The 23384-nt window shown below is 71.6% G+C and carries 18 protein-coding genes; 1 reads left to right on the forward strand and 17 read right to left on the reverse strand.

Features of this window, described 5'->3' with window-relative positions:
- Nucleotides 1–391: 391 nt before the first annotated feature.
- From DC432_RS12895 to DC432_RS12915, 5 genes are all read right to left on the reverse strand, one after another.
- Complete coding sequence (locus DC432_RS12895; RefSeq protein ID WP_116538224.1) at nt 392–997, reverse strand: thymidine kinase; 606 nt, start codon at nt 995–997, stop codon at nt 392–394.
- Between the two features lie 7 nt (nt 998–1004).
- Nucleotides 1005–2477, reverse strand: a complete 1473-nt coding sequence (locus DC432_RS12900) for a malate:quinone oxidoreductase (protein ID WP_116538225.1) — start codon at nt 2475–2477, stop codon at nt 1005–1007.
- Nucleotides 2478–2576: 99 nt separating this feature from the next.
- Complete coding sequence (locus DC432_RS12905; RefSeq protein WP_116538226.1) at nt 2577–3647, reverse strand: aspartate-semialdehyde dehydrogenase; 1071 nt, start codon at nt 3645–3647, stop codon at nt 2577–2579.
- A 189-nt stretch (nt 3648–3836) separates the two neighbouring features.
- A complete protein-coding gene (locus DC432_RS12910; protein ID WP_116538227.1) occupies nt 3837–4397 on the reverse strand; it encodes a DM13 domain-containing protein in 561 nt (186 codons plus the stop codon).
- Between the two features lie 106 nt (nt 4398–4503).
- Nucleotides 4504–5790: an aspartate kinase gene (locus DC432_RS12915; protein WP_116538228.1), complete on the reverse strand. Its 1287-nt coding sequence runs from the start codon at nt 5788–5790 to the stop codon at nt 4504–4506.
- Between the two features lie 181 nt (nt 5791–5971).
- Between DC432_RS12915 and DC432_RS12920 the strand changes: the two genes are divergently transcribed.
- Nucleotides 5972–7372, forward strand: coding sequence for a threonine/serine ThrE exporter family protein (locus tag DC432_RS12920; RefSeq protein ID WP_116538229.1), 1401 nt, complete (start codon nt 5972–5974; stop codon nt 7370–7372).
- 84 nt (nt 7373–7456) lie between these two features.
- Here the strand turns inward: DC432_RS12920 and DC432_RS12925 are convergent, their stop codons facing one another.
- The 12 genes from DC432_RS12925 to DC432_RS12980 form a co-directional block, all read right to left on the reverse strand.
- Nucleotides 7457–8395: a phosphate ABC transporter ATP-binding protein gene (locus tag DC432_RS12925; RefSeq protein ID WP_116538230.1), complete on the reverse strand. Its 939-nt coding sequence runs from the start codon at nt 8393–8395 to the stop codon at nt 7457–7459.
- Nucleotides 8396–8412: 17 nt separating this feature from the next.
- The gene (locus DC432_RS12930) at nt 8413–9387 is read right to left on the reverse strand and encodes a sortase (RefSeq protein WP_243393127.1); all 975 of its coding nucleotides are present in this window, start codon (nt 9385–9387) and stop codon (nt 8413–8415) included.
- On the reverse strand, nt 9384–10217 hold the full coding sequence (locus tag DC432_RS12935) for a hypothetical protein (RefSeq protein ID WP_116538231.1): 834 nt from the start codon (nt 10215–10217) through the stop codon (nt 9384–9386). Before DC432_RS12935 ends, DC432_RS12930 begins: the two co-directional genes overlap by 4 nt.
- Before the next feature lie 20 nt (nt 10218–10237).
- Nucleotides 10238–11350 (reverse strand): hypothetical protein, encoded by a 1113-nt coding sequence (locus tag DC432_RS16470; protein ID WP_165801268.1) that lies wholly within the window; start codon nt 11348–11350, stop codon nt 10238–10240.
- 122 nt (nt 11351–11472) lie between these two features.
- Nucleotides 11473–12531 carry a hypothetical protein gene (locus DC432_RS12945; RefSeq protein WP_116538232.1) on the reverse strand — a complete coding sequence of 353 codons (1059 nt, stop codon included), beginning with the start codon at nt 12529–12531 and terminating at the stop codon, nt 11473–11475.
- A 29-nt stretch (nt 12532–12560) separates the two neighbouring features.
- The gene (locus tag DC432_RS12950; protein WP_116538233.1) at nt 12561–13682 is read right to left on the reverse strand and encodes a substrate-binding domain-containing protein; all 1122 of its coding nucleotides are present in this window, start codon (nt 13680–13682) and stop codon (nt 12561–12563) included.
- 73 nt (nt 13683–13755) lie between these two features.
- Entirely contained in the window at nt 13756–16314 is a 2559-nt protein-coding gene (locus DC432_RS12955; RefSeq protein ID WP_116538234.1) for a hypothetical protein, read from the reverse strand.
- A gap of 193 nt (nt 16315–16507) precedes the next feature.
- Nucleotides 16508–18127: a phosphate ABC transporter substrate-binding protein PstS gene (gene pstS, locus DC432_RS12960; protein WP_243393128.1), complete on the reverse strand. Its 1620-nt coding sequence runs from the start codon at nt 18125–18127 to the stop codon at nt 16508–16510.
- Nucleotides 18124–19464 (reverse strand): phosphate ABC transporter permease PstA, encoded by a 1341-nt coding sequence (pstA, locus tag DC432_RS12965; RefSeq protein WP_116538235.1) that lies wholly within the window; start codon nt 19462–19464, stop codon nt 18124–18126. Before pstA ends, pstS begins: the two co-directional genes overlap by 4 nt.
- Before the next feature lies 1 nt (nt 19465).
- Nucleotides 19466–20515 carry a phosphate ABC transporter permease subunit PstC gene (gene pstC, locus DC432_RS12970; protein ID WP_116538236.1) on the reverse strand — a complete coding sequence of 350 codons (1050 nt, stop codon included), beginning with the start codon at nt 20513–20515 and terminating at the stop codon, nt 19466–19468.
- A gap of 179 nt (nt 20516–20694) precedes the next feature.
- Nucleotides 20695–22359: a protein kinase domain-containing protein gene (locus tag DC432_RS12975; protein ID WP_116538237.1), complete on the reverse strand. Its 1665-nt coding sequence runs from the start codon at nt 22357–22359 to the stop codon at nt 20695–20697.
- A 36-nt stretch (nt 22360–22395) separates the two neighbouring features.
- Nucleotides 22396–22929 carry a hypothetical protein gene (locus DC432_RS12980; protein ID WP_133177939.1) on the reverse strand — a complete coding sequence of 178 codons (534 nt, stop codon included), beginning with the start codon at nt 22927–22929 and terminating at the stop codon, nt 22396–22398.
- Nucleotides 22930–23384 lie beyond the last annotated feature (455 nt).

A 23384-nucleotide genomic window follows, 5' to 3' on the forward strand; every position in this document is an offset into this window, starting at 1 on the left:
GGACGCGGGCGGGCGGGGCGCGGGCGGGCGCGGCGCGGGAGGGCGGGCGGGGCGCGGGCGCGTCACGGCACCGCGAGACTGCATCCCGCTGACAACTCGGCGACATCCTGCAACCGACTCGTCAGCCGCGTGCAGTCTCGCCGCCACCGCGACCGCGCGAGGGCACGGCGCGGGACAGCGCGGCGCGGGAGGGCGCGGCCACGCGAGCGCGCTGAGCAGCACCGCGAGACTGCATCCCGCTGACAACTCGGCGACATCCCGCAACCGACTTGTCAGCCGCGTGCAGTCTCGCCGCCACCGCGGCCCGAGCCGGGGCGGGCGGCGGCCCGGGCGGGCGACCCGGCCGGGGCGCCGCCGGGCGCGCCGCCGGGCGGCGCCGGGGCGGGGTGGGTCAGCGGCCGTCGAGCCGGCCGCCGGACTCGCGCAGGTAGCACGCGGCGCACATCGACTCGTAGGTGACTTCGCCGGCGATCTGCCCCTCGTCGATCGCGACCTGGTCGCCGTCGAAGACGAAGCGCCCGCCCACCAGGCGCGCGTTGAAGATCGCCTTGCGCCCGCAGCGGCAGATGGTCTTGAGCTCCTCGAGGCTGTGCGCGATCTCCATGAGGCGCGCCGAGCCGGGGAACGCCTCGGTGCGGAAATCGGTGCGGATGCCGTAGGCGAGCACCGGGATGCCGTCGAGCACGGCGATGCGCAGCAGATCGTCGACCTGCGCGGCGGTGAAGAACTGCGCCTCGTCGACCAGCAGACACGCCACGGGGGCGTGACCCGCGGCGGTGTGGAACGCCTCGCGCAGATCATCGTCGGGCGCGACGAGGAAATCGACCGGCCGCGTCACGCCCAGGCGGCTGTCGATCTGGTCGGCGCCCTTGGTGTCGATCTCGGGCTTGGCCAGCAGCACGCGCTGGCCGCGCTCCTCGTAGTTGTACGCCGCCTGCAGCAGCGCGGTGGACTTGCCGGAGTTCATCGCGCCGTAGCGGAAGTACAGCTTCGCCACGCGCGACTCAGGGGTTGATGGCGAGAGCGTGAGCCGTGGCATCCAACTCTTTCCGCGCCATCTCGGGGTGCGTGTTGAGCGTCTCGCCGTAGCTGGGGATGAGGTCGCGCAGTCGCGGCTCCCAGGCGGGCATACGCTCGGGGAAGCACGTCTTGATCAGGCCGAGCATGATCGACACCGCGGTCGAGGCTCCCGGCGAGGCGCCGAGCAGGCCCGCGATCGAGTGGTCGGCCGAGGTCACGACCTCGGTACCGAACTGCAGCACGCCGCCCTTGGCCTTGTCGCGCTTCATGACCTGCGCGCGCTGACCGGCGTCGAGCAGCTCCCAGTCCTCGTCCTTGGCGGTCGGCATGAACTCGCGCAGGCTGTCGACCTTCTTCGCGTGGGTCTTGAGCAGTTCGCTGACGAGGTACTTGATGAGGCTCGGGTTGTCGACCGCGACCTTGAGCATGGGGAGGATGTTGTGCGGTCGCACCTGGGTGACGATGTCGAGCATCGACCCGTTCTTGAGGAACTTGGGGCTGAAGGTCGCGAAGGGACCGAACAGCAGGGCCGACTCGCCGTCGACGACGCGCGTGTCGAGGTGGGGCACCGACATCGGCGGGGCACCGACCGAGGCCTGCGAGTACACCTTGGCCCGGTGCTTCGAGACGATGTCGGGGTTGGACGTCTTGAGCCACTGGCCGCCGATCGGGAAGACGCCGTAGCCCTTGATCTCGGGGATGCCGGAGCGCTGCAGCAGTTTGAGGGCCCATCCGCCCGCGCCGACAAAGACGAACTTGGCGTTGATCGAACCGGGCGTGCCGCCGATGACGTGACGGTACGAGACCTGCCACGAGCCGTCCTTCTGCTTCTTGAGCTTCTTGACGTCGTGGTTGGTCGCGACGTCGACGCCCTTCTCGCGCAGGTTCGCGAACAGCTGGCGCGTGAGAGAGCCGAAGTCGACGTCGGTGCCGGCGGGTACGCGCGTGGCGGCGAAGGGCTCGCCCTTGCGGCGCTTCTGCATGAGCAGAGGCGCCCACTGGTTGATGACCCGCGAGTCCTCGCTGTATTCGATGCCGGCGAAGAGCGGCTGCTGCTTGAGCACCTCGTAGCGGCGGCGCAGATAGGCGACGTCCTTCTCGCCGCGGACGAAGGTCATGTGCGGGGTGGCGTTGATGAACGTCGACGGCTCGTCGAGCACGCCCTCGGCCACGAGGGTGGCCCACAGCTGACGGCTCTGCTGGAACTGCTCGTTGATGGCGACGGCCTTGGACGGGTCGAGGTCGCCCTCCTTGTTGTCGGGCATGTAGTTGAGCTCGCACAGCGCCGCGTGTCCGGTGCCGGCGTTGTTCCACGCGTTGGAGCTCTCCTGCGCGACGTCGCTGAGGCGCTCCAGCACCGCGATCTTCAGATCGGGCTGGAGGTCCTTCAGCAGCGTGCCGAGAGTGGCGGACATGATGCCGCCACCGATGAGGAGAACATCGACGTTTTCAGTCACCCGTCGATTCTAGGTGCGGGCCGTGAGGTGTCTCGACATCGAGAGATCCGTCGGTTCGATGTCGAGACACCTGGTTCACAGCGTCCGGATGCCGTGGCCTCAGGCGGTCGCGAGGCGCTGCTGGGCGACCAGCTCGGCGATCTGCACGGCGTTCAGCGCCGCGCCCTTGCGCAGGTTGTCGTTGCTGATGAACAGCACCAGGCCCTTGCCCTCGGGAGCGGACTGGTCGGCGCGGATGCGGCCGACATAGCTGGGGTCGGAGCCGGCCGCCTGCAGCGGCGTGGGCACCTCTTCGAGACGGACGCCGGGGGCGTCGGCCAGCAGCTCGCGCGCGCGCTCGGGGGTGATGTCGCGCGCGAACTCGGCGTTGATGCTGAGCGAGTGACCGGTGAAGACGGGGACGCGCACGCACGTGCCCGCGACGCGCAGCTCGGGCAGCTCGAGGATCTTGCGGCTCTCGTTGCGCAGCTTCTTCTCTTCGTCGGTCTCGTTGAGCCCGTCGTCGACGAGGTTGCCCGCGAAGGGGATGACGTCGAACGCGATCGGCGCGACGTACTTCTCGGGCTCGGGGAAGTCCAGCGCCGAGCCGTCACGGACGAGACGCTCGACGTCGCCCTGGGCGAGGACGCCCTCGACCTGGCCGAGCAGCTCGCGCGCCCCGGCGAGGCCGGAGCCGGACACCGCCTGGTAGGTGCTGACGATGAGGCGCTCCAGGCCCGCTTCGGCGTCGAGCACCTTCAGCACGGGCATGGCGGCCATGGTGGTGCAGTTGGGGTTCGCGACGATGCCTTTGACGGCCTGATCGATCGCGTGCGGGTTGACCTCGCTCACGACGAGGGGGACCTCGGCATCCATCCGCCAGGCGCTGGAGTTGTCGATGACGAGGGCGCCCGCCTCGGCGAAGCGGGGAGCGTGCGCGCGCGACCCCGTCGCGCCGGCGGAGAAGAGCGCGACCTCGACGCCCGCGGGGTCGGCGGTGGCGACGTCCTCGACGACGACGGACCGCCCGGCGAACTCGATGGTCGAACCGGCGGAGCGCGCCGTGGCGAACAGGCGCAGCTCGCGGATCGGGAACGCGCGCTCGGCGAGGATCTCGAGCATGACGGTGCCGACCTGGCCGGTGGCGCCGACGACGGCGAGGGAGATTCCGGAATCGGAGATGCGGGTCATGCGAGGTCCTCGGGTGTTTCGGGTGACGGATGCCGCGAAAGCGGCGTTCGGGTCAGGGTAGCGCGAGCGGCGGGGGCGCAACCGACGACGGCGGCAGGGTGCAGGAAGATTGACGGTTCTGCGTCGTCGAACGGCCGTTCGACATCGCCCACGGGCCGCTCGGCCGGAAAACTCCTGCCGCGGTCACTCTCAGCTCAGAGCCGCCGCGCCGAACGACACCGCGAACCGCTCGCACCACAGATCGACCGTGCGGAACACCGACAGGTCGACCTCGGCGGGGATGTCGTAGAGCTGGTCGCCCAGATTGCCGCGCAGCGGGCCCAGGTCGACGTGGTCGTGCGACGCCGCCGTGTACCAACCGTCGCGCCCCTCGACCACGGGACCGGCGCTCAGCCAGACGTGGACATCGGGCCCGTTCGAGGTCGACAAGCCGACCAGCGCCAGCTGACGGGTGCCGTCGGGATTCTGGATGACGCGGACCGTCCCCGAGGTCTCGTGCTCGTGACTGATGAGCGATCCCCCGAGCAGATCCACCGGCCCGGCGGGTTCCACCGGCGTCGGCGATGACGTCGCGGGGGCCGTCGACCCGGGCACCGGCGTGGGCAGGTCGACCGGCGTCATCGCGGCGGGCGCCGACGCGCCCGGGGCGGGGATGGCGTCGGCGACGCGCACGTCGACGAAGAGCAGCCAGGGCTGGAACACCAGTCCGGCCACGATCAGCACGACCGCCGCGGCTCCGGCTCCCAGCATCCATCCGAGCGTGGACCGTCTCGATCCGGACCCTCGTCGCATGGCAGCCTCCGCTCGTTTGAGCGCAGGCTAGACCGCGGGGCTGGAGGTGGGCTGCGAGGGCGGGTCAGCGACCGGTGCCGGCGTGGACGGTCGCCTCGGCGTCGCCGTCCAGACCGTACGCCGTGTGCACGAGGCGCGCCGCCTCGGCCAGGTCGACACCGCGGACGACGACCGAGATGCGGATCTCGGAGGTCGAGATCATCTCGATGTTCACGCCCGCCAGGCTCAGCGCCTCGAACAGCGTCGCCGAGACGCCCGAGTGCGTGCGCATGCCCGCGCCGACGACCGACAGTTTGCCGATCTGGTCGTCGTGGACGAGGCTCTGGAAGCCCACCTCGGCCTGCTCGCCCGACAGCGCCTTAAGCGCCGTTGTGGCATCGGTCTTGGGCAGCGTGAACGAGATGTCGGTGCGACCGGTCGCGGCGGCCGAGACGTTCTGCACGATCATGTCGACGTTGGCGCCGGACTTGGCGACGATCTTGAAGATGTCGGCCGCCTTGCCGGGCACGTCGGGAACGCCGATGACGGTGATCTTCGCCTGGCTGAGGTCGGTGGCGACGCCGGCGACGATGGGCTCTTCCATGGTGGCTCCCTCGGGGACGAGCGGGGACTTCTTCGAGGCGTCGAGCACCCAGGTGCCCTCGCCCGAGCTGAACGTGGAACGGGCGTGGATGAGCACGCCGTGACGCCGCGCGTACTCGACCGCACGGATGTAGAGCACCTTCGCGCCGTTCGCGGCGAGCTCGAGCATCTCTTCGCTGCCGACGCGATCGAGCTTGCGCGCGAGCGGGACGACGCGCGGGTCGGCGGTGAAGATGCCGTCGACGTCGCTGTAGATCTCGCACACGTCGGCTTTCAACGCCGCGGCGAGCGCGACGGCGGTGGTGTCGGAGCCGCCGCGGCCGAGGGTGGTGATGTCGCGGGTGTCGCGGTTGAAGCCCTGGAAGCCGGCGACGATGACGATCGCGCCCTCGTCGAGGGCCTCGCGCAGGCGCACGGGCGTCACGTCGACGATGCGCGCCGCGCCGTGCGTGGCATCCGTGATCATGCCCGCCTGGCTGCCCGTGAAGGAACGCGCCTCGAAACCCATCGAGTGGATCGCCATGGCCAGCAGCGCCATCGAGATGCGCTCGCCGCTGGACAGCAGCATGTCGAGCTCGCGCGGGGCGGGGATCGGCGCCACCTGGCCGGCGAGGTCGAGCAGTTCGTCGGTGGTGTCGCCCATGGCGCTGACCGCGACGACGACCTCGTGGCCGGCGCGACGCGTGTCGACGATGCGTTTGGCGACCCGCTTGATGCTCTCGGCGTCGGCGACGGACGAGCCGCCGTACTTCTGGACGATCAGAGCCATGAGAAGAACTCCCGGAGGGGTCGTGCGTCGGGTGTCACGACGCCGGCGCTCGTGCCGCGCCCGGGGATCATCCTAGAGGCGTCCGCATCACGGCTCCGCCATGCGTCGGCACCCGGCGGACGCGCAGGCCCCCGCCGATAGGATCGAGGCGTTCCACCCCCCGTCCCCCTGGAGTGATCGGATGCCGCTCACGCCCGGCCACTGGCTGTCGTCGCTGCGCCGTCTGGTGCACACCGACGATGCCGCGTCCTCGCCGGACACGACCCTGCTGCCCGTCATCGACGAGGCGCTCGCGACGCGCATCCTCGACCTGGCGATCCGCATCGGCGAGACGATGCTCGTCGTCGGCGCCCCCGCGAACGAGGTGACCCTGACCATCGTGCGGGTGTGCGGGGTCTACGGACTCGATCCCGTGCACGTGGACGTCACCTACAACTCCATCACGATCGCCCACAGCCGGCCCGGCGCCAGCCACCCGACGACCCTGCTGCGGGTCGTGCGCGGTTCGGTCCCCGACCACGCGAAGCTGCAGCGCCTGCAGGCGCTCGTCACCGAGATCGCCGACGGGCTGGGGCTCGACGACGCGATCACCCGCTGCCGCGCCATCCGCCGCCTGCCCTTCCGTTACCGCCCCGCGATCGTGGTCGTCTCGCAGGCCTCGCTCGCCGTCGGCGTCGCGATCATGTTCGGCGCGAACTGGCTCGCCCTCGTGCTGTCGTTCCTCGCGGCGGCGCTCGCGGCGACGACCCAGCACGTCATGGCGCGGGCGCGGGTGCCGTACTTCTTCGCGCAGATCGCCGGCGGGTTCGTGCTCACCGTCTTCGCCGCGCTGTCGCCGCTGCTGCGCTACACCGGCCTCGACGCGGCCGCCGCCATCAGACCGTCGGTGATCGTGGCATCCGGGATCGTCCTGATGCTCGCGGGACTCACCGTCGTCGGAGCCGCCCAGGACGCCATCGACGGCTTCGCGCTGACGGCGACCGGGCGCATCCTCGAACTCACGACGCAGACGCTGGGCGTGGTGCTCGGGATCCTCGCCGGTCTCGAGACGGTGCGCGTGATGGGCCTGGGCATGTCGCCGCCGACGAACGCCCTGCCCCTCGGCCCCGTCGCCGTGCAGTTCGTGGGGGCCGCGGTCATCGCGATCGCGGTCGCCGTATTCAACGGCGCCGGCGCGCGCATCGTGATGGTGAGCGCGGCGCTCAGCCTGGTCGCGTGGGCCGGATACCTCGCGGCGACCGGCGTGGGGTTCGAGGTCGCCGCCGCGAGCGGCGTGGGCGCGTTCGTCGGCAGCTTCGCCGGCATCGTCGTCGCGTACCGCCTGCACGTGCCGTCGGTGGCGATCACGACCGCCGCCATCCTGCCCCTCGTGCCCGGTGCCGCGGTGTTCCGCGGACTGCTCGGGATCGTGGAGTCGGGCGAGGACCCGGCCGTGCTCATGACGGGTGTGACGACGCTCGCGGGCGCGGCGACCATCGGCATCGCCCTCGCCGTGGGGGCGTCGCTCGGGATCTACCTCGGCCAGCCGGTGCGCGCGACGCTGTCGAGCGTTACGCGCGTGCGGGCGCGGGCGCGGGGCTGAGGCCGTCCCGGACGGCGGATGCCACGGCCCGCGCGTGCCGCGGGCACCGGGTCGTGGCATCCGTCGTCTCGGGCCCGGCCGGGCTCAGCCGAAGCGGCCGTTGACGTAGTCGTACGTGCGCGGGTCGATCGGCGAGTCGAACATCGCCGCGGTGTCGCCGTGCTCGACGATGTGACCCGGCTGACCCTGGGATGCCAGGAAGAACGCGCACTGCTGCGACACGCGCTGCGCCTGCTGCATGTTGTGGGTGACGATGACGATCGTCACCTCTTTCTGCAGTTCTCCCATCGTCTCCTCGATCACGCGCGTGGACGTGGGGTCGAGCGCCGAGCAGGGCTCGTCCATGAGCAGGACCTTGGGCTTGACCGCGAGCGAGCGCGCGATGCACAGGCGCTGCTGCTGACCGCCCGACAGGCCGCCGCCGGGCTGGCGCAGGCGGTCCTTGACCTCTTTCCACAGACCGGCCGAGGCGAGGGAGCGCTCGACGAGGTAGTCCTTCTCGTCGCGCGAGGCGCGGATGCCCGTCAGGCGCAGGCCGGCGATGACGTTGTCGTAGATCGACATGGCCGGGAAGGGGTTGGGCTTCTGGAACACCATGCCGATGTCGCGTCGCGCCTCGGTGAGCTTACGGCCCGTGTCGTAGATGTCGACGCCGTCGAGCAGGACCTCGCCCGCGAGCGAGGCGGACGGGACGAGCTCGTGCATGCGGTTGAGGATGCGCAGGAAGGTCGACTTGCCGCATCCCGACGGGCCGATGAGGGCCGTCACCTCTCCGGCGGGCATGGTCAGCGACACCCGGTCGAGCACCTGGTGGTCGCCGAACCACGCCGTGATCCCGCGGGCGTCGAGCGTCGCGAGGTCGGAGGGCAGCTGCGGGAACGGGTCCGGCGGCAGCGCCGACTGCACCGGGTCGCCCTCGGTGGGCGGGGGGAAGACGGGGGTCGCCTGGGCCGGCTCGCGGCGGGCGCGGCGGCCCTGCGCGTCGCCGGCGGCCGGAAGAACGGTGGTGATGTCATCGGACATGTCGCGGTCCTCGGGGGTCAGAGAAGATTGGGGAGCAGTCGCGTGAGCTGGTCCGCGACGAGGAAGCCGGCGAGGGCGGCGACGGGCAGGAAGACGATCCACGTCTTCTGCGCGCCGAACCGGCGGAAGGACCACACGGCCGCGATCTCGACGGCGATGAGGAACTGGGCGGCGAAGACGAGCGCCCACACCGTCCGCACGTCCGTGGCCATGGCCCGGTGCGACGGATCCAGCGTGGTCGTCGTCGTCAACCGCGCGCCGGCGGGCTGCGTCTCGGAGACGAGGCGGGCGTCGACGTAGGCGATGCCGGTCGGGATGTACGGCACGCCGCGCGCCGTCTGCAGGATGAGACGGCTCTCGCCGCGCGTCAGGTTCGGCGGTGTCGGGTCGCCGGCGTAGCGCAGACCCATCACCTCGAAGACCTGCAGCCCCTGGCCGGTGCGCACCGTGATCTCGTCGCCCGGCTCGAGCGACGAGATGGCCGAGAACGGCCCCCCGAACGCTCCGGCCCGACCCATCAGCACGCTGACACCGGCCTGACCGGGCAGGACGCTGTCGCGGCGGTGCCCGACGCCCTGGGCCGTCTGCGCCGAGGACGTGCCCTCGACCACGACCTCGTGAAATCGCAGGCGCGGGATGTCCATGATCGCGAGCGGTGCCCCGTCGGCCAGCAGCACGTCCTCGAATGTGCCCTCGCCGACCGGGGCGGTGCCGGCGGCGAGCTGGGCGCGCAGATCGTCCTCGAGACGCTGCTGCGAGGCGAGATGCTGCAGGTGGCTGAAGACGGTGACGTTCAGCACGAACATCATCACCAGCAGCAGCAGGGTCGCGACGATGCTGCGCGCGAGGGCCTCGCCCGGGCTCAGGACGACCGGCCCGCGCGGAGCCGCGGGGGGACGGCGCGGAGGGCGCGGCACGCGGGGCGGGCGCGGCGGACGGCCGCGCCCCGCGGGGGGCTCGACCGGGACGACCGGTTCGTCGATGACGCTCACGCGGGCACCCCGATCGCGAGGTCGTCGGCCGTGGCATACCGCCGCGACCGCCAGAGCTGCACCGCCGCGACGGCGATCCCGGCGAGCAGCAGCACGGCGACCACCATCCACGGGAAGACGAACACCGTGACGTCGCGCGTCAGGGGGCTCAGCGGCGTGCCCTCGACCTCGGCGGGCGGGCGGAAGGTCGCGTGGGCGGTCAGCACGGTCCACTGCCCTACCCCGGGCAGTTCCGCCGAGACGACGCGGCTCTCCCCCGCCTTGAGCTGGGAGACGGTCACGGCGTCGACCTGCGCGACACGGTTTCCGAACGGGCCCTCCATCCAGAAGCCCGCCGTCGCGTCGAACGTCGACTTCGAGACGTTGCGCACCGTGAACGACAGCAACGCGGAGCCGCCGAAAGGGTTGGGCGAGATGCGGACGTCGCTGAGCAGGCCTCCGACGTGCACGACGCCACCCAAGTCGACGTCACCCGGAGCCGGGGACGGCGAGGGCGAGACCGTCGACACGGTCTCGGAGCCGGACCCCGCGGGGACGCTGCCCGCGCTCGAGCCCGACCGGCCGCCCGCCCCGCCGGTCGCGCCCTTCGACGGCGCTCCCGAGCCGGCCGCACCCGCGGGAGCGGGCAGGCACGGCGAGGACTGCGAGCTGGGCGGACCGATCACCGTCGCGGACATGTCCACGGCCCCGGTCGGAGCGGCGGACGGCGCCGCGGTCGGGCACGTCACCCCCTGCGCGCCCACTGCGGGCAAGGCGACGGCGCTCGGCGGGGTCGCCGGTGCCAGCACCGCCGCAGCGGCGATCAGCGCGACGGCGGACAGTCGTGGCATCCATCCCCGCACGACACGCCTCACGGCGTGCCGCCCGCGGCACCGGCCGACACGGCCTCGCGCTCGGTCTCGGCCTTGCGACGCGCCTCGGCCTCGGTGTACTCCACCCAGGCCCGCGCGCGGCGTTCGTCGACGCGGCGGCGCAGGCGCAGCCAGCCCCACACCAGCAGGCCCACGAGGACGACGAGCAGAAGCGCCCACGGGACGACGAAGAGGACGGTGTCGCGCGACACGCTGCGCAGCGGCCCCGGGTTGAGTGCCTGGTCGTCGATCGACGGATACAGCGTCACCGTCGGAGCGAGATAGACCCACTGGCCCACGCCCGACAGCGTCGTCGTCACGGTTCGCGTGCTGCCGGGCAGCATCTCGTCGACGTCGGACTCCACCACACCCGAGACGCCGACGCCGAACAGTCCGCGCACCTCTGCCTTGAGGCGCCCGGCGAGAGCGACGTTGCCGGCGTTGCGCACCGTGAACGTCACGGTCGTCTCGCCGTCGAGGGGGTTCAGGCTCGGCGCGTAGGAGGCGGACATCCCGTCGATCGACATGATCGGCTGCAGGTCGCCGGGAACGCGCACGTAGAGGCGCGTACCCACGCGGCGGTCGACCAGCACCTGGCCGTCGTTCGCGAGGGCGGAGACGACCAGACCGGCGGCGTGGTCCCCGGGGCCCGCGTCGGCGGGGACGGCGAGGTGGAAGGGCACCTCGGTGGAGGCTCCCGGCTCGAGGGCGACCGAGACGCTCGGCTGTCCGCCGAAGTCGACCCAGGCGCCGGCGTCCGTGGGGGTGACCCCGGTCTCGAGCAGACCGTAGCCGCCCTCGTCGGTGTTGAACGCATCGGTGGCGAAGACGGTGTAGGTCTGCGGGGTCGAACCGACGTTGGTGACCACGTAGGTGTCGTCGAGGGTCTGCCCGGGGCTCATCTGATAGCTGAAGCGCGACCGGGGCGACGTCCCTTCCGGCGACAGGGGCGCCGCGGAGACGCCGATGGTGTCGGCGGAGGGGGCGTCCTCGGCGTGGGCGGGACGGGCCGCGGAGAAGGCGGCGGAGACCGCGGCGACGCCCACCAGGGCGAGCGCGACCGAGCGGATCCCCCACGCCTTCGGGCGGCGGGGGGCGGGGAAGGAAAGCACGATATATCTCCGCAGAGGATGCTTGCCGCGATCGATCCGCGGCATGAACGAGGGCTGAACGCCGAAAGGGCTGTCGGGCACGGACGAGGGGCGGCGCCGACGGCGCCGCCCCTCGCCGGTGATCACTTCGAGACGAGCGTGAGCGTCATCTTCGAGGTGTAGGTGCCGGCCGGAGCGTCGGACGGCGCCACGAGGGTCAGATCCGCACCGAGCTTGGTCACGCCGACACCCGAACCCGCCGCCGCGCTGGCGAAGGTCGAGGGGTAGACGGCCGAGCCGGCGGTCTGGGCCGTCGCCGGGACGACGCCGGTGGACGTGGTCCCGGTCGGGTTGACCTTGGGGCCCACACCGAGGTTGGCGGAGCTGAACGAGGCGGCGTCGCTCGTGAACGCGGCGACCGTCTGCGTCAGCGTCCAGCCCTTCTTGCTGACCACGCGGTCGTCGGTCACCGTGACCTCGGGGAGGCTCGCGGTCGAGGTCGACTTGTTGTTGACCAGCTGAGCCTGCCCGAAGGTCGCCTTGGCGCCCGCGGGCACCGAGAGCGAGAGCGAACCGTCCTGGGGAGCCACCGTGGTGGCCTGCAGCGAGATGTCGCCCGAGGTGCCACCGGCCGGAGGCGTCGTACCGCCGCCGGCGGGGACCGTCGCGGTGTAGCTCCACGAACCGCCCGGCTTGACGGTGATGTACGCAAAGGAGGCGTCCTCGACGATCACACCGTTGCTGGAGGTGAAGGCCAGACCGGCCGAGAAGTCGCCACCGTTGGCCTTGACCGAGGCGTAGTTGGCGCCGGCCAGGTTGTTCAGCAGCAGAGCCGGGGTGAGGACCGTCTTCTTGGCGGGGTCGTTGAAGGCGTTCATCTGGCTGCCGAGCCACTTGGACGTGTCGCGCTCGCCACCACGCGGGGAGACGAAGACGAAGACACCGGTGGCCTTGTCGGGGCCGGTGAACATCTGGTCGTAGTTCGAGAAGCCCTCGCCGACGGGGTACCCGGCGACGAGCTGATCGAACGCGATGGCTTCGCCGTCCTTGACCAGGTTCTCGGTCGTGGCGTCGAAGATGTAGAACGGCTCGGTCGAGCCGGCGGGCGTGTTCGCGGCCTGGGCGGCCGTGACGCCGGTGCCGACGAGCACGAGGGCGAGGGCGGCCGCGGCGGCGGCCTTGAGGGCGGAGGTGCGGAACATCGGAGTGTCTACCTTTTCGAGTTTCTCGATCAGCCCTGGGCGTATGCCGCGATGGGGGTGGTCGAAGAGGGGGCGAGGAAACCGAACTTGCGCTTGACCGACCCGGGCGCCAGGGGCGAGTTGCCGAAGTTGGTCAGGCTGGTGAGCGACGACGAGTTGACGAGGTTCGCGAGAACCGGGTCGTACGCGGCGGCACCGGTGTAGGTGAAGGTCGACTGCACGCGAGCGCGCTCGACGATCAGGTAGGTGTCACGGCCGAAGGTCGTGTTGGAGTAGTAGCTCGCGTTGGCGACGAGCGAGGGGGCCGTGCCCGTGAAGGGAGCGGCGCCGGCCACGGGCGAACCCAGCTGCACGGCGGAGGCGGCGGCGACGGTGTTGACACCGGCGACGTTGTTGGCCTGGGCGATCCAGCTGCCGGCCGAGAAGGGGATGATCTCGCCGTCGCCGAGCACGGTGGCGTCGTTCTCGGGCACGGTCGTGTTGGTGGCGTCCGCGACGCCCGAGGGCGTGGTCACCTGGATGGCGTTCAGGAAGAACGTGCGGGTGCCCGACGAGGTCTGGGGCAGGCGCGGCTTGACCGTCACGCCGTCGATCGAGGTGATGGTTCCCTCGTAGATGCCCTTGAGCTGCGACGCGCTGAGCGTCGCCCAGGCCGCGGTGCCGCCCTTGTAGGCGTAGGCGACCGCGTCGCGGGCGAAGGGGACGTAGAGCAGGCGGCCGTCGGCGTTCGCCGAGGCGCCCGGGCCACCGGAGCTGCGGGCGATGTCGACCTGGCCGGTGATGCTGCGAGCCGGGGTGACGTTTCCGCTGACCGACCAGTTGCCTCCGTCGATCGAGCGGCGCAGGGCGTCGCGGCCGGCGCCGGAGCCGTTGGGGCGGGCGAAGAAGGGGCCGTTGGACTTGGCCTGGATCGCGGCCGAACCGAAGGCGTCGAAGTTGCCGATCGACTTGCCGTCGGCGAGGACGCGGACGTAGGAGCCCGACGCGCTGGAGCCGTTCGTGAGGGCGTTCATGGCGTCCTGGAGGGTGTCGGAGCCGACAGCCGCGTAGCTGTTCGACACCGGCTCGGCCGACGCGGTCGAGGCGATGCTCACGCCCGACAGCAGGAGGCCGACAGCCGCACCGAGGGCGGCGATCTTCTTGATCTTCACGGGTTACCAATCTGGAAGAGGTGGATGGGGTGTGATTTCGGGTGATGCGCGGAAGGACAAGAACAAGCCCGGGTCAGCCGAGGCGACGCGGAAGTCTGGGGATGAGGAACAGGACGCCGCCGGCGAGCGCCCCGGCCAGCAGGCTGGCCGGCAGCACCGCGGGGAGCCCGCCCACCCCGGGATCGGCGGGGGTCTGCGCCCCGGCCAGGGCACCCGCGACGGCGCCCGAGGCGACCGGGTCGGTCGCGCTCGACGCGGCCCCCGCCCCGGGGGCGGCCGCCGAGCCGGTCGCGGACGCGGCACCGGCCGCGGCGGGGATGGCGCCCGAGGCCAGAGGACCCGAAGCGGCCGGGGCCTTCGTCGGCGCGGGAGCGCTGGATCGGATCAGACCGCCCTGGATCACGTTGGCGGCCACCACCGCCTGCTGGTGCCACGTGTCGGGGATCGGGGCGTACCCCACGGGGAGCTGACCGACGCTCGGCCCCGGCTGCTGACCGTAGCCGGACGCGTAGCGGATGAACGTGGCGTAGCTCGAGCGGGCCTTGGCATCCGTCGTATAGGGGTTCGCCGCGGCGTAGATCGGCAGGGTCAGCGGATAGGCCGCCGTGGCGCTGCGCGCGGCGTCGGAGCCGAAGTCGAAGCTGACCGTCTGCGTCTGCGCCGTGGGCGACACCATGGCCGAGGCCGCGGCGAGCATCGAATCCGTCGAGACGGACGTGAATTGGCCCGCCGGGTTCTTCAGGTGCGCCGAGACGATCTGATATTTCTCGGATGCCGCGCTGTCGGTGAGTCCGATCACGGCCTGCGAGCCCTGCAGGCTGCGCGGCTCCTTGGTGTAGCGCGGCGGGTTGCCGAACTGGTCCCACGATCCCGAGATCTGCGCGTCGCCGCGGAGCGTGAGGTAGCCCGAGGTGTCGAGGTCGTTCGTGTAGGGGCGCCAGCCGATGACGTTGAGCTCGCCCGCCCCGCCCTTGATGGCCTCGCGCTTGGTGGGGTCGGACTTGGGGAACGTGTCGGTGGGCAGCTGCAGCGCCCCGTTCGGGTTCACCCCGGGGTTGGTGGAGCTGTACTTGTTGACCCGCGTGCCCCACGGATCGGGCTCGCCGTCGAGGAAGGCCCGCGCCTCGGGATCGGCGAGCACGTAGTTCCACATCGCGAGGGCGACGTCGGAGCGGCCCTGGGTCACGAGCATGTCCGACACGCCGACGCCCGCGATGGACTGGTGGCGCCACTCGGGGTCGTTGACGGAGAGGAAGTCCTCGTCGAAGAGCAGGTTGCGCGGGTTCGTACCGAGATGGCTCCGATCCGTCTCGGTCGGCAGGGAGTCGACGTACGACGAGGTGAGGAGCTTGGCGATCAGGCGGGGTGTGAGGTTCATGGACGTGAACGGCAGTCCGGCGCGTCCCTTCTCGTCGTCGGTGGCCGTCGCCGCACTGGGGAAGCGGTCGATCGCGAACGCGACGGTCACGGCCGACAGCCCCACCGGGGCGTAGATCAGATCGTCGGCGCCCTCGCCCGCGTAGGGACGCGAGGTGAGCGCGAGCGGTGCCGAGGTGGTCGCGAGGTTGGCGGCGACCGTGGCGTCGGCTTCGTTGCTCGTGATCATGTTGTAGATGTCGCCGCCGTTGGCGCACAGGGCCGGCTGCCACGACGAGATGGCCGACGACAGCAGTTCGCTGCCCACGACCTGGCGCTCCGCGGCGCCGATGCCGCAGGTGCTGCCGAGGGGGCGGAAGTCCAGTTTCACGGCGAGGTGGTGCTTCCAGCTGTCCCAGAACAGACCGGACTGGTTGATGGAGGAGGAGCCGTTGTCGGCCGTGCCGCGCGGGATGATGACGAGCCAGCAGGACTGTCCGCGCGGGGTGCCGTCCGTCGAGTCGACGGGGCGGCCGCAACCGAGGCCGCGGGACTGCACCGCCGTCTGCACCTCGAACTTCGCGCTGCCCGTGCCGTCGGACCCCGAGCCCGCCCACGACACCTCGTTCGAGGTGTACTGCGAGAAGAACGGGTTCTGGTTGACGGGGACGCGGGGTCCGTCGACGTACGCGCCGTTCACGATGCGGTCGACCCGCTCGTTCTCGCCGTTGCGCACGGTGGAGGACTTGAAAGGGATCGCCGTCTCGCTCGGCTCGGTGACCCCCGTCCCCATGACCGTGTACTCCTTGTCCGGCCCGGGGATCTCGTACCCCCACTCGCGCGAGCTCACGCGCCCCCCGCCGAAGGTGCCGCTGGCCCCGTACTGGCAGGTCGTGCGGTCGGGGCGAGAGGTGTCCGTCGGGTCGTCGCCCCAGCACTGCATGATCTGCAGGAAGTTCTCGCCGCCCGTCTGCTGGCTCGGCGGCGTCGAGCGGGCCGCGTTCTTCCACGACACCGTGATGCCCTGGGCGCCGAGGCCGCGGGTCTGCGAGACCGAGACCTCGAGCTGGGGGAAGGGGGCGTTGGCGGCATCCGCGTCGTACGCCGCCGCCGTGACGGTGGTCGCCCCCAGGTCGGCGCCGTCGTCGGCGGAGGCGGCGGGCGCCGGGAGCGCGCCCCCGGACATCGCGGTGAAGACGATGCCGGCGACGGCCGCGCCGGCCAGGACCGAGAAGAGGCCGCGGCGGGGGCGGTGAAGAGGTGCTCGAGAACGCACGGTGTCCCCTGTTCTGAGTCGACAGGGCCTGTCGACGGGTCGAAAGTATGGGCGGGTCATGACGGGGGGATGAACGAGCCGTCAACGACGTCTCGCGCGGGTGTTGCGGAGGGATTTTCTTAACAAATCCCTGTTCAGACGTTTTTTCGGGCACGCCGACCACGCCTGCCTCAGCAGGCGTGGTCGGTAAGGGTCAGCGTCCCGAGGACCGCCGGGGTCGACGCATCAGCAGCGGCGGCACGACGATCGCACCGGCCAGCAGCACCGCGGCGACGGCCATGAGCACCGCCGGGGCTCCCGGCACCGGATCGGGGATCGAGAAGGGAGCGGATGCCGCGGCCCGGCCACCCCCGGCGGCCGCCCCTGACAGCAGGTTGCCGTTCGCGTCGTAGGCCGCCTCGGCGGATGCCGCGGCCGGATCGGCGGCGGTCGCCGCGGCCGCGCCGGCGGCGGCCCCCGTCGCGGTGGATGCCGCGGCCCCGGCCGCAGAGCCGCCGTCGCCCGATCCGGTGACGTCGGTATCGGTCCCGGCGGCACCGGCCGTTCCGCTCACGCACTGGTTCGGACCCTGCTTGTCGCAGTCGGCCGGTTGGGGAGCCGTCTGCGCCAGACGGTTGTCGTCGAGCGAATCGCCGGGCTGGAAGGTGGGGTTGTTGCACGAGTTGATGTCGACGGTCTCGCCCTTCGCCCCCGGGATGCGCGTGATCTGCTCGGCACCGGCCTGGACCAGGTTCATGGGCAGCGGGGAGTACCCGAGCTGCTCCGCCTGCTGCTGCCCCTCGCACAGGACGTACTTGGCGAAGGCGCCGAGCGTGCGTCCCTTGTCGGCGTTGAAGGTTCCCCCCTCCTGCGTGGGGACGATCATGTACGAGTAGCTCGACAGCGGATACGTGCGCGGGTCGGGGTTGTTGTAGACACCGTCGAGGATCTGCGTGAGGTAGTCCGCCGACGAGGAGTTGGTGTTGATCTGCGCCTTGAGCATGGCGACGGCGACCGAGGATGCCGTGGGCTCGATGTAATAGCCGGCGGCGTTGAGCACCTTCGCGACAGGGAAGCCGGACTTCAGCGCGTATGAGTACTCGACGTACGTGATCGCCCCCTCGCCGTAGTTCTGCCCGACGTAGGCGGCGACGCCGAGCGAGCCGCTCTGCAGCGTGGCGCCGAGGTTGTCGGGGAACTGCGAGGTCATCCCGGTCGTCCAGATGTCGGGATGCTGCTTGCTCATCCACATCGTGAACTGGGCCGTCGACCCCGAGCCGTCCGAGCGGGCGACGCGCTGGATCTGCTTGTCGGGCATGGCCAGGCCGGGGTTGTCGGCCTGGATCGCCGGGTCGTTCCAGTTGGTGATCTGACCCGCGAAGATCTTGGCCACCGTGGCACCGGCCAGGCGCAGGTTGGTGACGCGCTTGCCGCCGATCTTGAGGTTGTACATGAACGAGGTGCCACCGGCGACGATCGGCATGTAGGCGTATCCGCCGGCCGGGGGCTTCTCGGGCTGCGCGCCCTTCTCGGTCGGCTGCAGCTGGAACGGGATCTCGCTGATGGCGAAGTCGACGGTGCGGTTGATGAAGTCGTTGCGGCCGGCGGTGGAGCCGAGCCCGCGGTAGTCCACGGTCATGGCGTAGTTGGACTGCACGTTGCGTCGCCACTGGTCCAGGGCGTTCTGCGACCACGTCGAGCCGGAGCCCGAGATGTTGGCGTAGGGCGCGTCTGCGGCGACGGCGGCCGGCGCCGCCCCTCCGGCGCCGACGGCACCGGCGACCAGGAGCGCCGCGAGAGCGGTCGCGACGAGGCGGATACGGCGGGGGATCACGGGTTCTCCTGGGCGGGGCGCGGGTGGGATGAGGGCGAGGTGCGGGGGGAATCGTCGACGGTCGTCTCGGACGGGGATGCCGGGGCGGGGGCGGCCGCGGCTGTCGCGGCGCGACGCTCGATGCGGGCGAGGTCGTCGAGCGAGGCGGCGGCCCGCGCGCGGCGACGCCGCGGGCTCAGCTGGCCGGGGCCCTTGCCGCCGATGGCGCGCGCGACGACGAAGAGCACCAGCACCAGGGCGATCAGGGTCGCGGCCGCACCGAAACCGCGGGCGATCATCGTGGGCTCGGGCGACTTGACCATGTCGAACACCTGCAGCGGCAGCGAGATCATCGCCCCCTGGAAGGGATTGGTGTTCATCACCGCGGTCACGCCCGAGGTCAGCAGCACGGGCGAGGTCTCGCCCACGCCGCGCGCCGTCCCGAGGATCACCGCGGTGGCCAGTCCCGAGCGCGAGGTCGGCAGCACGACCGTCCACACCGTCCGCCAGCGCGAGGCGCCCAACGCGTACGAGGCCTCGCGCAGGTTCCCCGGCACGAGCCGCAGGACGACGTCCGAGGCGCGGATGATGATCGGCAGCATCATCACGGTGATGGCGAGGGATGCCGCGAAGCCCGACCGCTCCTGGGTCACCAGCGTGATGACGGCGGCGTAGATGAACAGACCCGCCACGATCGACGGCAGGGCGGTCATGGCATCCGAGATGGTCCGGACGAATCGGGCGAAGCGCCCCCCGATCTCGTTCATGAAGACCGCGGTGGCGATGCCGAGGGGAACCGCGATCGCGAGGGCGATCGAGATCTGGATGAGCGTGCCGACGATCGCGTGCGCGATACCGCCGGTGGTGAGGGGGTCGAGCGGACCGGCGAACTTCATCGTCTCGACGAAGAAGTTCAGGTGGGTGACGGCGTCGAACCCGCGGATCAGGGTGAACGCGACGACGAACACCAGGGCCGCCAGCAACAGGGCGCCCGCGCTGTAGAGCAGCGCCGTCATGACCCGGTCGGCGACCTCGAGACGGTCGGCGCGCAGGATGATCAGCAGCGCGTAGATCGCGATGAAGGCCAGGTAGGCGACGACCGCCCAGCCGATCGCGCCGGTCATCGGCGTCAGCCAGCCGAAGAGCAGCGTCGCGACGGCGAGCGCGGCGCACAGGGCGCCGATGAGGTTGAACCGTTCCTCGGCCGGCACGCCGCGGACGCGGCGCCGGGGTCCGATCGGTTCCGTCCCCGGGTCGGGAAGGACGGTGCGGCCCCGGCTGGGCGTGCGCACCGAGGCGGTGGTGAGGACGCGGGTCACGTCGTCGCGGGCGGGGGTGAGGGTGGCATCCAGGGTCATGTCATCCCTCGCTCTGCGCGCCGGAGCGCGATCGGGCCACGATGGAAGAGGCGGTGAAGTTGATGATCAGGGTGATCACGAACAGGGTGAGACCCGCCGCCATGAGCGCCGAGAGACCGAACTGGCTGGACTCGCCGTAGCGCAGGGCGATGAGGGCCGAGATCGAGTTCGAACCCTTGCTCAGCACCTCCCAGTTGATGGTGAAGATGGGCGAGATGATCATGTAGACGGCGATCGTCTCGCCGAGGGCGCGACCGAGGCCGAGCATCGTTCCGCCGATGATCCCGCCGCGGCCGAAGGGCAGCACGACCGTGCGGATCATCCCCCAGCGGGTCGATCCGAGGGCCAGTGCCCCCTCGCGCTCGCCGATCGGAGCCTGCGAGAAGGCCTCGCGCATCACGGACGTCTGGGTCGGCGCGACCATCAGGGCCACGACGATCCCGGCGATGAAGGCGGACGAGGTGAACTCCCCCGCGGCGGTCGTCCGCGCCCCGTCCGGATCGGTGACCGCGAAGATCGGGATCCAGGCGAAGTAGTACGAGATCCACTGCGCGACGGGGATCACCGCCGCCTGCAGGAAGAACACCCCCCACAGGCCGTAGACGACGCTGGGGACCGCGGCCATCAGGTCGACGAGCGTGATGAGCGCCGACCGCAGGCGGGGGGCGGCGACCTCGGAGATGAGAAGGGCCGTCCCCAGGGCGAGCGGCACCGAGAAGGCCATCGCGACGAGCGCGATCGACACCGTGCCGAACAGCACCGCGACGATGCCGAACGAACCGGCCTCGGGGTTCCACTCCTGCGTCCAGAAGAACGAGGGTCCCGCGACCGCGAGGGCCTCGCTGCTGCGCAGCCCCAGGAACACGCCGACGGCGAGCATGATCGCGACGGTGATCCCGCCGGCGGCGTAACAGGTGACGCGGAAGATCGCGTCGCCACCCGAGGGACGCGTCCGCAGCTCGCGCGCGACGATGTTCGAGTCGGGAGCGGTCGGCGCGGATTCGGCCGCGCGCAGCAGCTCGGTGAGCTCGTCAGGACCGGCGCTGGTCATGCGACTCCCATCGGGGGGCGCGCGCGAACGCGCGGGAGGATCGTCTCATCGGGCTTCCTGAGAACACGGACCGGCGGCGGGTTCCTGCCGGATCCTCGACAGCGTGAGGTCCGAAGGTGAACGACGGGCCACGAGCCGAGGAAGGACGCTTGGCCGTGGTGTGAGCGAGGCCGAGACGCTCACGGCGTCGGCTCCGGGGTGGGCGTGGGGGTCGGACGTGACGGCGACGGGCTCGCGGTGGGCACCGGCGTGGCCGGATCGCCGGCGAGGACGAGCGTGACCCGTGCACCGCGCTGCACGCGCGTGCCGACCGGGGGCTCGGCATCCATCACTGTTCCGGGCGACGCCGCCGTGGTCGGGACCCGTCGCAGGGCGATCTCGAGACCCGCGGATGCCACGGTGTACTGCGCTTCGTCGGCTCCGCGCCCGCGGACGTCGGGGATGACGGTGAAGCCGCTCGCGACCGTCAGCGCCACGGCCGTTCCGGGCGGCACCTGTTCGCCCGGAGCGGGGGTGAGGGCGAGGACCGTCCCCGCCGGGCGGGGATCGTCCGAGGACAGCGGAGGGGCGACGCGCAGCCCGGCGGCGGCGAGGATCGCGCGCGCCTCGTCGAGAGTGAGTCCCGCCACCTCGGGCACGCCGACACGGGCCGGCGCCGTCTCGGTGACGGGGGCGACCGTGGCGGCCGACGGGGCCGACGAGGCGGGAACGCTCGGCGCGACGCTCGCCGTGGGGGCGACCTCGGCATCCCGCGCCTCGACGGGGCCGCCGCGCGGCACGAGGGCGAACACGAGCGCCCCGACCAGCACCGCGGCCCCCGCCAGCAGAGCCCACAGGACCGGGGATGACCCGACCCTCGTCGCGCGGACCGGTTCGTGCGCGGCGAGCACCCGGGTGGCGGCGGGTGATGCCGGCGGTGGGGGCGGATCCGGCCGGACCGGCGACACCGACGCCCTCGGCGGGCCGGCCGTCGCGGCGACCAGCGCTGCACGCATCTCGGCGGCGGATGCGAACCGGTCGTCGGGGTTCTTCAGCAGGGCGCGCACGACCACCCGGTCGAGGGCCGCGGGCACGCCCGGCACGCGCACCGACACCGTCGGGGGCACGGACGAGAGGTGCGCGCGAACGGTGTCCTCGGTGCGCGGGCGCACGAAGGGCGGCTCCCCCACGAGCGCCACGTGCAGCAGACCGCCCACCTGATACAGATCCCCGGCGACGCCGACCGGATCACCGCGCAGCTGCTCGGGCGAGGCGTAGGACGGGTTGCCGACGATCCTCGACTCCCCCCTCCCCCGGTCCTGCTCGGCGCCGAGCAGCACGTCTCCCGCGCGGGTCGTTCGGCCGACCACGTCGGCGAGTCCGAAGTCGATGACGCTCGCACCCGAGACCTCGCCCGCGGCGTCGCGGTGCACCAGCACGTTGGACGCGGACACGTCGCGGTGCACGAGACCGGCACGGTGCACGGCATCCAGGGCATCGAGGACCAGCTCGATCACGCGCGTCGCGCGGGGCAGGGGCAGCGGTCCCTCGGTCCGGACGATCTCGGCGAGAGTCGCTCCGGGCGCGAAGGTCCAGGCCGTCCAGATCGCGTCGGCCGGGTCGTCGCCGATGGCTATTACCCGAGGGATGCCGGGGTGCTCGACGCGCCGGGCCCGCTCCGCCTCGCGCAGGAACGCCGCCCGCGCCCCGGGGACGGTCGCGAGGTGCGGGTGCAGCATCTTGAGCGCGACGAGTCCGCCCGCCTCGACGTCGAACGCCTCGTACACCGAGGCGGTCCCGCCCGAGCCGAGCAGCCCCCGCACCCGGAAGCGTCGCCCCACCAGGTCCGAGGTCCCGCTCGTCACGGCGGCGTCCCGGGGTGCGAGCCGACCGCCGACGCGTCAGCCAAGGAGGTCCGCTGGTTCGCGCGTCTGCCGGTAGCGGCGGCCGGACCGCGTTCCGATGTTGACCACCCGGGTGATGGCCGCCCCGCCGAGGTGCGTGCGGGTCGCCCGCGCGGCGGCGGCGGCTTCACCCGGCGATTCGTACCACCGCGAGCACATCAGCACGGGTTCGCCGTCGAGGCGCAGGGCCCACCCGTGCCGCGTCGACAGATCGCCGCGCAGGGTGGTGGGCGAGAGTTCCGCCGCGCGTTCGCGCAGGCGCTCGGCGTCGGCCCAGGCGTGGTCGGGCGAGGCGTGCAGCGCGGTCCCCCGTGCCAGCTCCCGGTTGTTGGTCGCGAGCAGGCGCCAGACACCGTAGACGCCCGCCCCGGGCGCTCCATCGGCGGAGCGGATCTGCGGGGGCGCGGCCGTGGGGAGGATGCGGGCGCGGAATGACAGCCACGACGTCAGCATCGGATCGGTCGCCGAGCGGAAGGTGTCGAAGACCACGCGCGCGGGCGCGGTCGGTCGTACGGAGAGCGGATCGCTCACGGATGGCCCCTGTCTGACGGACCTGCGCGCCGGGTCTTCGGGTCACCCGGCGCTGTTCCGCAGAGATGAAAGTGGCGGTCCCGTGTGGACGCGACGGGAGCAACGGGTGAACGAGCGGTTCACCACCCCTCAACGCTTCTCAGTGAAATCGTCTCATTCGCTCACCCGATGCCTCACCACGGCCGCCGGGGCGGATGGCTGCCGTGGTGCGGGCGCGGGACGCGACTCGTGCGTGCGCCGGGGATAAGTTGCCGGCGCCGCGGGGCACAGGTCTTCGGCGTCCCCCGGGCCGGGTCTCGGGCGTAGGAAGGGAGGGTGTCTGGGCGTCCGCCGGGCCGGGTCTCGGGCGTAGGCAGGGAGGGTGTCTGGGCGTCCGCCGGGGATGAATCTCGGAGAACGGCGCCGACCTCGGAAGATCCACGCCGAATYCTCCGAGCTTCGCGCCAATCTCCGAG

It is taken from the genome of Microbacterium testaceum (assembly GCF_003075375.1).
Classification (GTDB): Bacteria; Actinomycetota; Actinomycetes; order Actinomycetales; family Microbacteriaceae; genus Microbacterium; species Microbacterium testaceum_E.

Bases quoted from the DNA above. Each gene is read 5' to 3' on its own strand.
- DC432_RS12945 (WP_116538232.1), bottom strand. From the start codon at position 12,531: ATGTTCCGCACCTCCGCCCTCAAGGCCGCCGCCGCGGCCGCCCTCGCC.
- DC432_RS12915 (WP_116538228.1), bottom strand. From the start codon at position 5,790: ATGGCTCTGATCGTCCAGAAGTACGGCGGCTCGTCCGTCGCCGACGCC.
- DC432_RS12905 (WP_116538226.1), bottom strand. From the start codon at position 3,647: ATGACCCGCATCTCCGATTCCGGAATCTCCCTCGCCGTCGTCGGCGCC.
- DC432_RS12925 (WP_116538230.1), bottom strand. From the start codon at position 8,395: ATGTCCGATGACATCACCACCGTTCTTCCGGCCGCCGGCGACGCGCAG.
- DC432_RS12935 (WP_116538231.1), bottom strand. From the start codon at position 10,217: ATGCCACGACTGTCCGCCGTCGCGCTGATCGCCGCTGCGGCGGTGCTG.
- DC432_RS12910 (WP_116538227.1), bottom strand. From the start codon at position 4,397: ATGCTGGGAGCCGGAGCCGCGGCGGTCGTGCTGATCGTGGCCGGACTG.
- pstA (WP_116538235.1), bottom strand. From the start codon at position 19,464: ATGACCCTGGATGCCACCCTCACCCCCGCCCGCGACGACGTGACCCGC.
- pstC (WP_116538236.1), bottom strand. From the start codon at position 20,515: ATGACCAGCGCCGGTCCTGACGAGCTCACCGAGCTGCTGCGCGCGGCC.
- DC432_RS12920 (WP_116538229.1), top strand. From the start codon at position 5,972: ATGCCGCTCACGCCCGGCCACTGGCTGTCGTCGCTGCGCCGTCTGGTG.